17 protein-coding genes and 1 pseudogene are annotated in these 14,531 nt (G+C 72.3%); 9 read left to right on the forward strand and 9 right to left on the reverse strand.

The annotated features are described in order from the left end of the window. Positions 1-19: 19 nt before the first annotated feature. The 7 genes from ACFVJQ_RS14110 (at position 20) to ACFVJQ_RS14140 (ending at position 5,743) form a co-directional block, all read left to right on the forward strand. The gene (locus ACFVJQ_RS14110; RefSeq protein WP_385514871.1) at positions 20-325 is read left to right on the forward strand and encodes a small secreted hydrophilic protein; all 306 of its coding nucleotides are present in this window, start codon (positions 20-22) and stop codon (positions 323-325) included. After that, entirely contained in the window at positions 255-1,748 is a 1,494-nt protein-coding gene (locus ACFVJQ_RS14115; protein WP_385514870.1) for an ATP-binding protein, read from the forward strand. Before ACFVJQ_RS14110 ends, ACFVJQ_RS14115 begins: the two co-directional genes overlap by 71 nt. A 31-nt stretch (positions 1,749-1,779) precedes the next feature. Continuing rightward, complete coding sequence (locus tag ACFVJQ_RS14120; protein ID WP_385514869.1) at positions 1,780-2,442, forward strand: response regulator transcription factor; 663 nt, start codon at positions 1,780-1,782, stop codon at positions 2,440-2,442. Between the two features lie 74 nt (positions 2,443-2,516). Next, a complete protein-coding gene (locus ACFVJQ_RS14125) occupies positions 2,517-3,932 on the forward strand; it encodes an SLC13 family permease (protein WP_385514868.1) in 1,416 nt (471 codons plus the stop codon). 11 nt (positions 3,933-3,943) lie between these two features. Continuing rightward, positions 3,944-5,137, forward strand: coding sequence for a glycerate kinase (locus ACFVJQ_RS14130; protein ID WP_385783654.1), 1,194 nt, complete (start codon positions 3,944-3,946; stop codon positions 5,135-5,137). A 140-nt stretch (positions 5,138-5,277) separates the two neighbouring features. Continuing rightward, positions 5,278-5,529 carry a DUF6400 family protein gene (locus ACFVJQ_RS14135; RefSeq protein ID WP_385514866.1) on the forward strand — a complete coding sequence of 84 codons (252 nt, stop codon included), beginning with the start codon at positions 5,278-5,280 and terminating at the stop codon, positions 5,527-5,529. After that, positions 5,513-5,743 carry a hypothetical protein gene (locus ACFVJQ_RS14140; RefSeq protein ID WP_385514865.1) on the forward strand — a complete coding sequence of 77 codons (231 nt, stop codon included), beginning with the start codon at positions 5,513-5,515 and terminating at the stop codon, positions 5,741-5,743. Before ACFVJQ_RS14135 ends, ACFVJQ_RS14140 begins: the two co-directional genes overlap by 17 nt. A 37-nt stretch (positions 5,744-5,780) precedes the next feature. On the opposite strand, the gene hypE is transcribed toward ACFVJQ_RS14140, so the two are convergent. The 9 genes and pseudogenes from hypE to ACFVJQ_RS14185 all read right to left on the reverse strand — a co-directional run. After that, complete coding sequence (gene hypE, locus ACFVJQ_RS14145) at positions 5,781-6,821, reverse strand: hydrogenase expression/formation protein HypE (protein ID WP_385783827.1); 1,041 nt, start codon at positions 6,819-6,821, stop codon at positions 5,781-5,783. 19 nt (positions 6,822-6,840) lie between these two features. Then, positions 6,841-8,040: a hydrogenase formation protein HypD gene (hypD, locus tag ACFVJQ_RS14150; RefSeq protein ID WP_385783658.1), complete on the reverse strand. Its 1,200-nt coding sequence runs from the start codon at positions 8,038-8,040 to the stop codon at positions 6,841-6,843. Next, the gene (locus ACFVJQ_RS14155; protein ID WP_385514863.1) at positions 8,037-8,336 is read right to left on the reverse strand and encodes a HypC/HybG/HupF family hydrogenase formation chaperone; all 300 of its coding nucleotides are present in this window, start codon (positions 8,334-8,336) and stop codon (positions 8,037-8,039) included. The genes hypD and ACFVJQ_RS14155 overlap by 4 nt, the downstream gene beginning before the upstream one ends. Positions 8,337-8,374: 38 nt before the next feature. Next, positions 8,375-10,705: a carbamoyltransferase HypF gene (hypF, locus tag ACFVJQ_RS14160; RefSeq protein ID WP_385783830.1), complete on the reverse strand. Its 2,331-nt coding sequence runs from the start codon at positions 10,703-10,705 to the stop codon at positions 8,375-8,377. Positions 10,706-10,776: 71 nt separating this feature from the next. Beyond that, the gene (hypB, locus tag ACFVJQ_RS14165; RefSeq protein ID WP_385514862.1) at positions 10,777-11,472 is read right to left on the reverse strand and encodes a hydrogenase nickel incorporation protein HypB; all 696 of its coding nucleotides are present in this window, start codon (positions 11,470-11,472) and stop codon (positions 10,777-10,779) included. A 2-nt stretch (positions 11,473-11,474) separates the two neighbouring features. Further along, positions 11,475-11,870, reverse strand: a complete 396-nt coding sequence (gene hypA, locus ACFVJQ_RS14170; RefSeq protein WP_224733330.1) for a hydrogenase maturation nickel metallochaperone HypA — start codon at positions 11,868-11,870, stop codon at positions 11,475-11,477. A gap of 135 nt (positions 11,871-12,005) precedes the next feature. Then, positions 12,006-12,116: a DUF6893 family small protein gene (locus ACFVJQ_RS14175; protein ID WP_385783662.1), complete on the reverse strand. Its 111-nt coding sequence runs from the start codon at positions 12,114-12,116 to the stop codon at positions 12,006-12,008. Continuing rightward, positions 12,113-12,682 (reverse strand): hydrogenase maturation protease, encoded by a 570-nt coding sequence (locus ACFVJQ_RS14180; protein WP_385783833.1) that lies wholly within the window; start codon positions 12,680-12,682, stop codon positions 12,113-12,115. The genes ACFVJQ_RS14175 and ACFVJQ_RS14180 overlap by 4 nt, the downstream gene beginning before the upstream one ends. Before the next feature lie 23 nt (positions 12,683-12,705). Then, positions 12,706-12,909: pseudogene (locus ACFVJQ_RS14185) on the reverse strand (hypothetical protein); the annotation flags it as partial. 856 nt (positions 12,910-13,765) lie between these two features. Here ACFVJQ_RS14185 and ACFVJQ_RS14190 point away from each other — a divergent pair. Both ACFVJQ_RS14190 and ACFVJQ_RS14195 read left to right on the forward strand, forming a co-directional pair. Continuing rightward, positions 13,766-14,023, forward strand: coding sequence for a hypothetical protein (locus ACFVJQ_RS14190; protein ID WP_385783665.1), 258 nt, complete (start codon positions 13,766-13,768; stop codon positions 14,021-14,023). 27 nt (positions 14,024-14,050) lie between these two features. Then, complete coding sequence (locus ACFVJQ_RS14195) at positions 14,051-14,524, forward strand: SRPBCC domain-containing protein (RefSeq protein ID WP_385514859.1); 474 nt, start codon at positions 14,051-14,053, stop codon at positions 14,522-14,524. The last annotated feature ends 7 nt before the right edge of the window (positions 14,525-14,531 follow it).

Genomic DNA, 14,531 nt, shown 5'->3' on the forward strand with positions numbered 1-14,531 from the left:
CGGCTGCAGGATCGGATGCATGGTCTTCTCTCGTCGGTTGGCGGCCCTCGCCGCGGTTGTGGTGATTCCCGTCGGTATCGCCGCGACCAGTTTCGCTCTCGCAGACAGTCCGCGCCCTCCGGAGGTTCCCTCCCAGGTGGATCTGGACAGTGGTTCCCCCATGGCCACGCCCACACCCACGCGGCCCGGGCCGACCCCGAGTGACGAGGCGGTCCCGAGGCCCGAAGTGACCGACAGCCCCGCGGATGACGACGATGACGATGACGACCGCAGCCGACCCTCCGCAGACCACCCCGCCGAGGACGACGGAGCCGACGACGGCTGACGGACGGCGCCGGCGGGTCTCCGCCCGCGTCCGGATCGTGCTGTGGCTGCTGCTCGTCATGGCGGTCGCGCTGGCCTCGGTCGCCACGACCACGCGCTCGATCCTGCTGCGGGACGCACACCACCGGATCAACGGTCTGCTGGCCCAGGAGGCGGGCGAGTTCACCAACTTCGTGGACCGGGGCGTCGATCCGGCGACCGGCCGCCCGTTCAGCGATCCGGCCCGGCTGCTGCGGGTCTTCCTGGAGCGGCAGAACGCCGACCCCGACGAGGAACTGATCGGGCTGGTGGGCCGGTCGGGCCGCGGTCCCGCACAGATCTTCCAGCCGCGTGACATTCCCGTCGCCGTGCCCCTGTACGAGGACGCCGGCGCCCGGCGCCGTATCTTCGAGGCGCCCGGTTCCACCGGCACCCTGCACCGGGCGTCGGGCGAGATCCGCTGGGCCAAGGTCACCGTCGCCCGGCACGGCAGCGAACCGGACGCCGCGTTCGTCGTCGCCTTCCACCCCGAGCGCGAACGGCAGCGCGCGAACGCGGTGTTCCGCATACTGCTCGCGATCTCCGGAGTCGCCCTCGTGCTCACCACCGGCATCGGCTGGGTCGTCGCCGGACGGATCCTGAAGCCCGTACGACTGGTCCGTACGGCTGCCGCGCAGCTCACCGAGCAGGACCTCACCCGGCGCATCCCGGTGCGCGGCCGGGACGACGTGGCCGCGCTCGCCGAGACGTTCAACGCGATGCTCGACCGGCTGGAGCGCGCCTTCGCGGCCCAGCGCGAGTTCGTCGACGACGCCGGGCACGAGCTGCGCACGCCGATCACCATCGTCCGCGGGCATCTGGAACTGATGGGCGACGACCCGGCCGAGCGTGCGGAGACCCTGCGTCTGGTCACCGACGAGCTGGACCGGATGAGCCGCATCGTGGAGGACCTGCTGCTCCTCGCCAAGGCCGAGCGCCCCGACTTCGTCACACCCGAGCCGGTCCAGCTGGCCGAGCTCACCGCCGACGTCTACGTCAAGGCCCGCACGCTCGGCGACCGCGACTGGCAGCTCGCCGAAGTCGCCGACCGCGAGGCCGAACTGGACGCCCAGCGCATCACGCAGGCGATGGTGCAGCTCGCGCAGAACGCCGTGCAGCACACCGCGCCCGGTCAGACCATCCGCATCGGCTCGCGCAGCGACGGCTCGCGCACGGAGCTGTACGTCGCCGACTGCGGACCCGGCGTCCAGTCGCAGGACACCGAGGTCATCTTCGAACGGTTCCGGCGCGGCACCGCCCGCCGCGGCGCCCGCGGCTCCGGTGCCGGCCTCGGACTGTCCATCGTCCGCGCGATCGCCGAGGCGCACGGCGGCCGCGTGCGCCTGCACGCCACCGAGGGCGGCGGCGCCACCTTCGTACTCACCCTGGAAGAGGCACGCCCGTGAACTGCACCCGGAAAGCGGCAGAGGTACGCACGTGAACCGCATTCTCATCGTCGAGGACGAGGAACGCATCGCCTCCTTCGTCGAGAAGGGCCTGCGCGCAGGCGGCTTCACCACCACCGTCGTCGGGGACGGCGACACGGCCTACGAATACGCCCTGACCGGCGGCTTCGACCTGGTCGTCCTCGACATCGGCCTGCCCGGCCGGGACGGCTTCACCGTCCTGCGCGAGCTGCGCGAAGCCCGGGTGACGGTACCGGTGATCGTGCTGACCGCGCGGGACTCCGTACGCGACACCGTGGCCGGTCTGGAGGGCGGCGCCGACGACTGGATGACCAAGCCGTTCCGCTTCGAGGAGCTGCTCGCACGGGTGCGGCTCAGGCTGCGTACGGCGGCCAGGGCACCCGAGGTGACGGTGCTGCACTCGGGCTCGCTCACCCTGGACCTGCGGACCCGCCGGGCCCGGGCGGGAGAGCGGACCGTCGATCTGACGGCCCGTGAATTCGTGCTGCTGGAACTGTTCCTGAGGCATCCGGGGCAGGTCCTGTCCCGCGAGCAGATCCTGTCCCACGTGTGGGGGTACGACTTCGATCCCGGGTCCAACATCGTGGACGTGTACGTGCGGGCGCTGCGCAAGAAGCTGGGTGCGCAAGCGGTGGAGACGGTCCGCGGGATGGGGTACCGACTGCCGGTGTGAGGTCGGCGTGTGCGTGAGGTTTCCTTCATCCGAGGCTCATTGCTCACTCACCGGCCGCGTGAATTGTCGATGACGTGACCCTGAACCTCCGTCTGACCGCATCCCTTTGCGTGGCGCTGTCCCTGTGCGCGCTGCTCGCGGTCCCCGACAACTTCCCCGGCCTGAGCGGGCAGGCCCGCCTCACCCTCGCCGTGTTCGCCCTGGCGACCTGCGCCTGGATCGGTACGCCGGTCGACGACACGTACATCGCGCTCGGCGCCGGGCTCGCGCTGACGGTGACCGGAGTGATCAGCAGCGACACGCTGTTCGGCACGCTCGGTGACCCGACCGTGTGGCTGCTGATCTGTGCCTTCGTCCTGGCCGCCGCGGTGACCCGGACCGGGATCGCGGGCCGGGCGGCGGCGTTCCTGGTGGGCGGGGCGCGCACCGTGCGCCAGTTGGTGCACCTGACGACGGCGGCGCTGGTCGTCACGGCGTTCGCGGTGCCGGCCACATCGGGCCGGGCCGCGCTCGCCCTGCCCGTGTTCCTCGCCCTTGCCAAGGCGCTCGCCGACCGCAGGCGCCTGGTCGTGATGCTGGCGTTGCTGTTCCCGACGGTGATCCTGCTGTCGGCGGTGGCGACGCTGATCGGTGCCGGAGCACACCTGATCACCGTGTCGGTGCTGTGGCAGGCGGCCGGCGAGCGGATCGGCTTCACCCAGTGGCTGCTGCTCGGGCTGCCCCTGGCCGTGGCCTCCTCGCACCTGGCCGCCGAAGCCGTCCTGCTGACCACCACGCGGCGTGCGGACCGCAGGGCTGCCGTGCACATCACCGCCGAGGAGATCCAGGAGCACAGCAAGAGCCCGGTCACCGGCCCCTGGACACAGGCCGAGAAGCGCTGTGCCCTGCTGCTGGGCACGGTGGTCGCCCTGTGGTGCAGCGAGCCGCTGCACCAGGTGCCGCCCGCGGTCGTCGCGTTGATCGGCGCGATCGTGGCGTCCTCGCCCGCCCTCGGCACCGTACGGCTGAAGGACGCTCTGAAGACGGTGCCCTGGTCACTGCTGCTGTTCATGGCCGCGACCATGGCCATGGGCGTGGCGCTCGCCGACTCGGGCGCGGCGCAGTGGGTGGTCTCCGGGCTGCCCGCGGACGTCACCCCCGTGGTGTTCCTGACCGTCGTGGTCGTGGTCAGCACGGCGGCCCATCTGGTGCTGCAGTCCCGCTCCGCCCGCTCCTCGGTGCTGGTTCCGCTGGTGGTGGCGGCCGCCGTCGGCGCCGGAGTCAACCCGGTCGCGGCTGCGCTGGCCTCCACCGCAGCCGCCGGCTTCTGCCACACGCTTCCGGCCTCCGCGAAGCCGGTCACCCTCTTCGCCGACATCCCCGGCACCCCCACCTACACCCCACGCGACCTGCTGCGCCTGTCCGCCGTCCTGGCACCGCTGACCGCCGCGCTCGTCCTGCTCTTCGCCGTCGCGGTGTGGCCGCTGCTCGGCGTCCCCGTCGTCCCTTAGGAGCTGGTCCCATGCTGACCCGTGTCGTCGTTGCCCCCAGCGGCTTCAAGGAGTCCCTGTCCGCCGAGGCCGCCGCCGACGCCATCGCGGCAGGCGTGCGCCGGGTCCTGCCGGACGCCTGGATCGACCGGATTCCCCTGGTCGACGGCGGCGAGGGCACGGCCGCCGCACTGTCGGCCGCGACCGGCGGACGGCTCGTCGCACTGTCCGCCACGGGCCCGGTCGGCGAGCCGGTCGACACGCACTTCGCGCTGCTCGGATCCCGGGACACGGCGGTCGTGGAGATGGCCGCGGTCGCCGGCCTGAGCCTCGTCCCCCTGGCCCGCCGCGATCCCGGTGCCACCACGACGTACGGCGTCGGTGAGCTGATCCGCGCCGCACTCGACACCGGCGTACGGCGGATCCTCATCGGCTGCGGCGACTCCGGGACGTCCGACGGGGGCGCCGGCGCGCTGCAGGCGCTCGGCGCCCGGCTGCTGGACGCCGACGGCTGCGAACTTCCGTGCGGGGGCCGGGAGTTGACGCGGCTGAGCCGTATCGACCCGTCCGGACTGGACCCTCGCGTGAGGGAGGTGGAGTTCCTTGTCGCCTGCAACCCGTACAACATGCTGTGCGGTGAGCGGGGCGTGGCCCGTGTCTTCGGACCGCAGAAAGGGGCGACGCCCGCGCAGGTCGAGCACCTGTCGGCCGGCCTGGAGAACTGGGCGGACGTCCTCACCCGCGACCTCGCCGTCACCGCCACCGACCTCCACCACGGCCCCGGCACCGGCGCCTCGGGCGGCCTGGGCGCCGGCCTCGCCGCACTCGGCGCCCGGCTGCTGCCCCGCTTCGACGTGCTGCTGGACCACCTCGACCTGGACGCCCGCCTCGCCCGCGCCGACCTGGTCGTCACCGCCGAGGGCGCCCTGGACCACCAGACGCCCCGCGGCAAGGTCCCCGCCGAGGTGGCGCGCCGCGCCAAACTGCACGGACGCCCGGTGCTCGCTCTGGCGGGAACCCTCGGCGAGGGCGCCGACGACGTGCCCGGCGTGGACGCCTACAGCGCGATCCTCCCGGCACCGATGGCACTCGCCGAGGCACTGGCAAGGGCCTCGGAACTCCTCACCGACGCCACCGAGCGCGCCCTGCGGCTGATTCTGCTGGGGGCCCGGCTACCGGTGCACACGCGAGCTTCCGGGGCCGATCTCCCGCTGCAGGTGCGCTAGCTGCCCGACAGCCTCGAGAACCTGGCGACGTACTGGCCGAAGGGGCGCTCCGATGACGTCAGTCACATTCCCTTCACGCACGGCGATCCGCTCTGGTAGACGTGGCTCGGCCAGCACGTTCCCCGCGAAAGCACCGCCCCATGAATGACCGCTCGGACCCCGACCTCGTGACCTTCACGTTGGACCTCGCGCTGGAGGAGGCCCGGCGGCGGGCGGAGGTGGTGGCGGCGCTCGGGCCCGACTGGGATCCCGTCGCCGCGCTGCGGTCGGAGGAGGCGGCCCGTTCCCTGCTGTACTCCGGTCTGGATGCCGACCAGGAGCGGACATACGCCATGCTCGTGGAGGCCGGCGTGCTGCCGGGACGGGACACGGGCGATGCGACTTCCGATTGACCCGCAGGCGGACCGGGCCCGGCGTGCCTGGGTGCCCTGTCCCGGCTGTGACGACGCGCGCGACTGCGCCCCGTGCGCCGAGGGCCGCAACTGCCCGGTGCACTGGCGCTACCTCATAGCGAACGAGGGAGCGCTGGTGCACCTCCAGTGCCCGGCCTGCACGCACACCTGGACCCTGGACACCCGCCCCGGCAGGCGCGGCCGAACCCGCTGAACCCGAATGCGGAGGGTTCCGGATCGCGCGGGGCCGGTCAGCAGATCCTCGGAAGCTGCTCGCCGAGCGGCATGTCCACCACCCGAGTGCTGCCGAGCCCGGTACGCGCCACGACCATGCCCGGATGGTCCTCGACCACCTCGCCGATGACCACCGCCTCGGCCCCCAGCTCGTGCGCGCGCATGGCGGCGAGGACGGCATCGGCGTGCTCGCGGGGGACGAAGGCGACGAGCTTGCCCTCGTTGGCGACGTACATCGGGTCGAGACCCAGCATTGCGCAGGCACTGGCCACCGGAGGCGGCACCGGCACGGAGCGTTCCCGTACGACGATCCCGGTTCCCGATGCGGCGGCGATCTCGTTGAGGGAGGCGGCCAGACCGCCCCGCGTGGGGTCGCGCAGTACATGCAGGTCCGGGGTGACGGCGAGCATCGTCTCGACGAGTCCGCCGAGCGCCGCGCAGTCGCTCTCGATCTCGATGTCGAACCGCAGGTTCTCGCGCTCGCTCAGGATGGCCACACCGTGGACGCCGATTGCGCCGCTGACGATGACGACGTCGCCGGGGACGACCCGCTCCGGCCGAAGATCGACTCCGGACGGGACGAGCCCGATGCCCGAGGTGTTGATGTACACGCCGTCGCCGTGTCCGGCCTCCACGACCTTGGTGTCGCCCGTCACCACCCGCACGCCGGCGCTACGGGCGGCGGCACCGAGCGCCTCGGCCACCCTGGTGACGGTGTCGAGCTCGACGCCCTCCTCCAGGATGACGCCGCATGAGAGGTAGGCCGCGCGGGCACCGCTCATGGCGAGGTCGTTGACGGTGCCGTTGACGGCGAGGTCGCCGATGCTGCCGCCGGGAAAGAACAGCGGCCGCACCACGAACGAGTCGGTGGAGAACGCGATCCGCGCTCCGCCCAGCTCGACGGCGGCGGAGTCGGTCAGCGCGGCCGGCGCCCAGCCGCCGAGGGCGGGAAGGAAGACCTGTTCGACGAGCTCGGCGGACATGGCGCCGCCACCGCCGTGGCCCATCACCACGCGCGGCCGGTCGCGCAAAGGCGTGGGACAGGTCCAGGACAGCATGTCCGGCGCTGCGGTGGAGTCAGACAACGGAGCTGTCCTCCAGGCTGGGGGGCGTCACGGCCGCCGTGGGATCCGGGGCCGTCGTGGAGGTGGCCGGCGTCCGGCCGGTGGCCGCGTCCGGGCGGGCCGGCAGGTCGAGCCGCCGGTACAGGAAGTAGGCGGCGCAGGCGCCCTCGCTGGACACCATGGTGGCCCCGAGCGGCGTGCGCGGGGTGCACGTCGTGCCGAAGGCCTCGCACTCGTGCGGCTTCAGCAGCCCTTGCAGCACCTCACCGCTGCGGCACTCGGCGGGCTCCCGCGTGCTGATGTCCCCGACCTGGAACCGGTGCTCGGCGTCGTGGTCGCGATAGCGCGCGGACAGGCGCCAGCCGCTCTCGGGAATGACGCCGATTCCGCGCCAGGCGCGGTCGGTGACCTCGAAGACGTCGTCGAGCATCGCCCGCGCCGCCGGATTGCCCTCGGCCCGCACGGCACGCGGATAGGCGTTGTCCACCGTGTGCTCGCCCCGCTCCAGTTGCCGCACGGTGCGCCGCACGCCCTCGAGGATGTCCAGCGGTTCGAACCCGGTGACCACGATGGGCACATGGAACCGCTCGGCGAGCCGCGGGTACTCTGCCGTCCCCATCACGCTGCACACGTGCCCGGCCGCAAGGAAGCCCTGGACACGGCAGTCGGGCGACTGCATGATCGCCTCGATCGCGGGCGGGACCCGGACGTGCGACACCAGCAGGCTGAAGTTGCGGATGCCCCGCTTGCGGGCCTGGTACACGGCCATCGCGTTGGGCGGGGCCGTCGTCTCGAAGCCGATGCCGAAGAACACGACCTCCCGGTCCGGGTTCTCCTCCGCGATCCGCAGCGCGTCGAGCGGGGAGTACACCACCCGCACATCCCCGCCCTCGCCCCGCACCTGGAAGAGGTCACGGCCGGTGCCCGGAACCCGGAGCATGTCACCGAAGGAGCAGAAGATCACCTCGGGCCGCGAGGCGATCTCCAGCGCCTTGTCGATCACCTCGAGCGGGGTCACACACACCGGACAGCCCGGCCCGTGGATCAACTCGGCCTCGTCCGGAAGGAGTTGGTCGATGCCGTGCCGGATGATGGTGTGCGTCTGCCCGCCACACACCTCCATCAGCGCCCAGGGCCGGGTCACCGTGGCCCTGATGTCGTCGAGCAGCCGCGCCGCCAGCTCCGGGTCCTGGAACTCGTCGACGTACCTCACCGCAGCACCTCCCCGCCCGGGCCGGCGTCGGCCTGAGCGGCCTGCTCCCAGGGGTCGCCGAACTCCTCCTGGAGCATGCCGAGGTTCTCGAACAGCTCCAGCGTCCTGCGCGCCGACTCCTCGTCCAGCCGTTGCAGGGCGAACCCGACATGGACGATGGCGTACTCACCGACCTTGAGGTCCGGCAGGTATTCCAGGCACACCTCCTTGACCACACCGCCGAAATCGACCGTGGCCATCCGGGTGCCGTACCGTTCCTCGATGCCCAGCACTCGGCCGGGTACCGCCAGGCACATGCGTGTCTCCTCACTCTCGCGGGGCGGGCCCGAGCCCGTCATCCACTGCCGTCCGCCGTCCGGGCGGCCACGACGACCTGGCCGAGGGCCAGCCCTCCGTCGTTGGGCGGGATCCTCTGGTGGCGCAGCACGGTGAAGCCGTCCGCGCGCAGACCGCGGGCGCAGGCCGAGGACAGCAGCACATTGGCGAACACGCCGCCCGTGAGGGCGACCGTGTCCAGGCCGGCCGCCTCACGCGCCGCGGCACACACCGTCCGCACCAGCCGGGCTACGGCCAGGTGGAAGCGGGCGGCGACGACCGCGGCGGGAATGCCGAGCCGCACGTCGTCGACGGCGGCGGCCAGCAGCGGCGCCGGATCGGCAACCAGCGGCGCGGCGTCCGGCCGTTCGCGCCCGGTCAGGCGGAAGGCGTACCGAGGGTCCTCGTCCTCGACGCCGGAGGACACCGCCGCTGCCTCCAGCTCGATCGCGGCCTGCGCCTCGTATCCCGCGTGGTGGCAGACGCCCACCAAGGACGAGACGGCGTCGAAGAGCCGGCCCATGCTGGAGGTGGGCACGCAGTTCAGGCCACGGTCCAACTGCCCCAGCAGCAGCGGTAGTTCATCGGGCGGGCAGGCGGCGGTGCACGGCAGGTCCTGGTCGGCGGTGATGCCCGCGGCGCGCAGGTGTGCCAGCGCCATGCGATACGGCCGCCGTACGGCGGCGTCGCCTCCGGGGAGCGGTACGTAGGCCAGGTGCGCGAACCGGGAGAAGCCGTCGTAGCCCGCAAGCAGGAACTCACCGCCCCACACGGCACCGTCGCCGCCGTGCCCGGTGCCGTCGAAGGCGACGCCGATCACCCGGCGGCCGTCCGCGACGCCGTGCTCAGCCAGGACGGCGGCGATGTGCGCGTGATGGTGCTGGACCCGGGCGACGGGGCGTCCGTCGGCGTGCCGCCGCGCCCATGCGCCCGACCGGTACGCCGGGTGTGCGTCGGTGACGAGCAGGCCCGGTCGCACCCCCGTGATGGATTCGAGCTGCCGCTCGGCGCGGCCGAACGCGCGCTGGGTGGTGAGGTCGTCCATGTCCCCGATGTGGGCGGACAGCCAGGCCTTGTCGTCCTGCGCGAGGCAGAAGACGTTCTTGAGGTCGCCTCCGACGGCGAGCGCGGGGACCACCGGGAACGGCAGGGTGACCGGCAGCGGGGCGTAGCCGCGCGAGCGGCGCAGCACGAGCGGTCTGCCGTCGCAGACGCGCACGACGGAGTCGTCGCACGGCACGTGAATGGGCCGGTCGTGCAGCAGCCACGCGTCCGCCAGCCCGCCCAGCCGGTCGAGGGCTTCGTCGTCGTCGGTGACGATCGGCTCGCCGGAGACGTTGCCGCTGGTCATCACCAGCAGGCGGGGCGCCTCCGGTCGTGTGCGGAACTCGGCCGTCCCGAGCAGCAGATGGTGCACGGGTGTGTACGGCAGCATGACCCCGAGGTCGGGGCTGCCCGGCGCCACAGCGTCGGCGGGCGTGAGCCTGCCCGGTCCGCGGTGGACAGCGTGGCGTCGCCGCAGCAGGACGATGGGGCGTACCCGGCCGGTGAGCAGCTCCCGTTCGGCGGGGCCGACGTGCACGAGGTGCTCGATGCCGGCCACGTCCCCGGCCATCAGCGCGAACGGCTTGTCGCCGCGGGCCTTGCGGCGGCGCAGCTCGGCGACCGCCTCCGGCTGCGTGGCGTCACAGGCGAGGTGGTAGCCACCGATGCCCTTGACGGCGAGGATCGCCCCGGCGGCGAGCAGCGAGCGTGCCGCGTCGACCGGGTCCTCCTCGATGCCGGCGCCGGTGTCCGTCACGACGAGCCGTAGCCGCGGGCCGCAGAAGGGGCAGGCGACGGGCTGTGCGTGGAAGCGGCGGTCGGCGGGGTCGTGGTACTCGCGGGCGCACTCCGGGCACAGGGGGAAACCGGCCATCGTCGTGTGCTCGCGGTCGTACGGCAGACCGGTGACGATGGTGAAGCGCGGCCCGCAGTGCGTGCAGGTGATGAAGGGATGGCGGTGGCGCCGGTCGGCCGGGTTCGCGAGTTCGGCGAGGCAGTCGCCGCAGGTGGCGGTGTCGGGGGCGACCAGGGTCCGGACGGGGCCGGCGGTGTCCGACGGGACGATGGTGAAACCGCTGCCACCCGTGGCGGGCAGGTCGATGGTGTCCACCGACTCCACATGGGCGAGCGGCGGCGCGTCCGGCACGATGCGGGCACAGAACCGGTCGACGGCTTCCGGCCCGCCCTCGACCTCCACGACGACGCCGTCGCCCGTGTTGGTCACCTGGCCGGCCAGCCCGAGGTCCGTCGCGAGGCCGTACAGGTACGGCCGGAACCCCACCCCCTGCACCACGCCCCGGACCATGACGCGAGTGCGCCGCACCGGTGCGGCGAGCTCCGTGTCGGCCCGCTGCGTGCTCACGTCCGGGGTGGTGCTCACGCCTCGACCCGGGCCATCACCGGCGTATGGACGTGACGCCCGTCGGCCGCCGCCAGCGCCCGGTTGAGCAGCAGCCCGACGCCCCTTGAGCTGCGTGCGGAAGTCAGGCGCACCTCGACGCCCGGGTTGACCTGCTGGACGTTCGCGCGGAAGGCGGCCTCGTCGAAAGCGGCCGGGCCGGCCAGATCGATCTTGGTGACGAGCACGAGCTGCGCCAGGCCGAATGCGGTGGGGTACTTGAGCGGTTTGTCCTCGCCCTCCGTGACCGAGGCGAGGACGACCCGCAACGACTCGCCGAGGTCGTAGGAGGCCGGGCAGACGAGGTTGCCCACGTTCTCCACGAAGAGCAGGCGGGTGTCCTCGGGAAGCCAGTCGTGCAGGTGGCCGGCGAGCATGTCGGCCTCCAGGTGGCACAGTCCGCCGGTGAGCACCTGCTTCACGGGAACGTTTGAACGGGCCAGGCGGGAGGCGTCGTTCTCGGTAGCGAGGTCCGCGGTGAGGGCGGCGACGGGAATGCCGCGCTCCCGGGCCAGCAGCAACTCCCGTTCCAGCAGCGCCGTCTTGCCACTGCCGGGGCTCGAGAGGAGGTTGACCACCGTCGTGCCCCGGGCCGTCAGTTCGGTGCGCAGGACGCCCGCCGCCATCGCGTTCTTGGCGAGCACCGCCTGCTGGAGGTCGACTACGCGGCACATGGTCAGGTCTCCTCGACGTTCGTTGCGGGAGCGCACTCGGGCGTGTCGTCCTCGGCGGCCCAACGCACCTCGGCGATCCGCAGTTCGCGGCCCGACACCAACTCGGTGGCGGCCCGGGAGCATTGGGAGCAGATCAGGTCCGGCGGCATGCCGGTGTGCCAGCTCCGGTCGCACGGCGCGCAGCGCGCCCGGGCCGGGACGGACCGGGTGACCAGGTCGGCGCCTTCCAGGACGGTCCCGGCGCAGGCGAGTTCGAAGCAGAAGCCGAGCGCGTCGGGGACCACTCCGGCCAGCTCGCCGACCTCGACGTGCACGTGCTGCACACCGTGTGCTCCGCGGGACCGCGCCGCTTGCTCGACCTGGTCGACGACCGCCAGGGCGACGGACATCTCGTGCATCGGTCTCCGTCCTGGGCGCGTGGGTGTCTCTCCGCCGCCCATTACACGGCGGGGGCCGACGGCGCTGAGGCGGGCGCGCCGCGATCACACGCCTGCCTAGCCCGTTCGGTGCACGCGAGTACGTGCCGGGAGATGTCACATCCTGCGGATGTGCAGGTAGCGGCGGATGCCGGGCAGGACGTGCACGACGAACGCCGCGAGTGCGGTGGCGGCGGCCGTCGTACGGCCGATGAGGCTTTTGTTCATGGTGCTCCGTGGGGGTGGGTGCCCGGACGTGGCGCCGGGGCCGTCCTCGCCATGTCGACGACGGCTTGGCCGCGGACCAGTTCGGTGACCAGGCGCACCGCCTCGGTCACCGCGGCGGCCACCGGCGGACTGAGGCCGATCCCTTCCTCGACGGCGGCGGGTTCGCAGCCGACGACCAGCGTGCGCCGGGGAGGCGTCGCGCCGGTGTGCGCGCACAGGGTGTCCAGCAGGACCAGGACGGCGTCGGGCGTCATCCGGTGGCCGTCGAGTGGGGTGCTCTCGGGTGCCCGGAGGCTGTCGGGTGCTGCCGCGTCGATGACGTACAGGGTGCCCGGTTCGCCTCCCCGCGCCGTCGCGTCGAGGAGGACGAGTGTGTCGTACCCGTCGAGGAGCCGGTAGGCCAGGTGGACCCCGCGGATGCCGATGTCGGCGACCTCGACGCCGGCCGGCAGTTCCCGGCCGGCCAGCATGCGTGCCGTCTCCACGCCGAATCCGTCGTCGCCGAGGAAGATGTTGCCCGCCCCGGCAACCAGCGTGCGGGGGCGGGGCGTTGCGTCGGTGCTCAAGCGTCCTCCAGGGCGGGGTCGACCTCGTCGGGCTGGAAGCCGTGCTCCTCGGCGGTCGCGCTCCAGGCCGGAGGGACGAGGACCCCGAACTGCCGGCGCAGCCGGTTCTCGGCCGCCGAGGCACGGTAGGGGTGGAGCACGTACTCCTCGAAGAGCACGGCGTCCGCGACCTGCCGTGCAATGGCCGGCCGGGTCTCGGTGCCGGGGGCGAAGGCCGTCGTGGTCATGGGGTCCTCTCCCCGGCCGACTCCACTGCGGGATCTTCCACTCGAAGGTGGTCTCCGGCTCGGTGAGCGTGCGAAGCAGGTTGATGACGACACTGTGGCCGGTGGCCTTGACGTAGCCGCTGTCCAGCGGCAGGTACTCCTTGAAGTCGAACAGGCCGTCGTGGTGCGGCACGGCCCGCTTCAGGAACTCCCCGTAGCGCATGCGCCGTGTCCTGCAGTCCGTGAGGAGCCGGACCGACGCGATCGTGCCGACGCCACCCGGGACCGGCGTCCAGCTCCTCGTCGGCCTGGAGCACGGTGACGCTCCACTCGCCGACGTCCTCGTGGAGGGCCCGGTCCAGCAAGGAGGGGCTGCGGTCCCCAACGGGTCCGGGATGGACGATCAGGCAGGTCCGGGTGGTCCACAGGTCACATGGCACGACCATCTTGAGCTGAGGCGCCACGACCAGACCGGGGGTGTGCCGCTCGACGGCGGTACGCACGTCACAGCTGCGGGGGGTCACCTCGACGGCGACGGCGTACCCACGCTCGCGCAATTCGGCGTGCATGCGCTGCGTGAGGCTGTTGCAGGCGCTGGCAATGAGCAGAATGCGCATGGCGCCCCTTCCGCGGATGCTCGGGCCGGTCCATGGCACGGCCGTCGTGCGGCGACCGGCCGCTTGCGATGGTCGGGCACAAGCCCCCGTGGACGTCAGCACGAATCTCGTGCGTCACCCGTATGAGTTGCGGTTCCCGCCACATGGTCGGGCTGGGGGAGGAGCGCCGCGGCCTGGGGCTGGGACTGGCTCACGCTCGGGGATCGTTGATATGGCCGGATTGCTGTGAACCGGATTGCTGTGAAGCGGGATAATTTCTGTTGTCCGGGCACCGACAGCGTGCCTTCCCCCGGCAGCGGGACGAAGGACGACTCCGCCTCCACCGGGGTCGACCCCGACGACTCCGCTTCGTCGACGCCGACGACATCGCCGCCGACCTGGACCGTGCCATCGCCGACGGCGCCGAGGACCGCACCAGCGACACGGTCCAACGCCTCACGGGCCAACCTCCGCACAGCTTCCGCGCATTCGCTGAACGGGAGCTGACGCCGCGCGGATCCGCGGTGGGCGAGGCCTGACCGCCGGTCGGCGTCTATGTTGGGGCCATGTACTCGACCCGGGTCTCGTGGCATGTGAACGCCTCGCGTGCGGCCGTGTATCGGGCGCTCGTGGACGCTGACGCAATCGCCCAGTGGCGGGTGCCGGACGGAATGAGCAGTCACGTGCACGCGTTCGACGCCCGCGAAGGCGGAGCGTTCCGCATCTCGCTCACGTACGACATGCCGGTCGGCGCGGGCAAGACGGACCCGCACACCGACACTTACCACGGCCACTTCGCCAGGCTCGTGCCCGACGAGCAGGTGGTCGAGGTCATGGAGTTCGAGACGGCGGATCCCGCACTGCGCGGCACGATGACGTTGACCACCACGCTCACCGACGCGGACGGCGGGACGGACGTCCTCATGGTGCACGAGGGCATTCCCGATGCAGTGCCCGCCGCGGACAACGAGACGGGCACCCGCATGACCCTGGCACGACTCGCCCGGCTCGTGGAGGCGGGCGAGCGTCGGCCGGGCTGAGCGTCCG

It is taken from the genome of Streptomyces sp. NPDC127197, assembly GCF_042672405.1.
Classification (GTDB): Bacteria; Actinomycetota; Actinomycetes; order Streptomycetales; family Streptomycetaceae; genus Streptomyces; species Streptomyces flavusporus.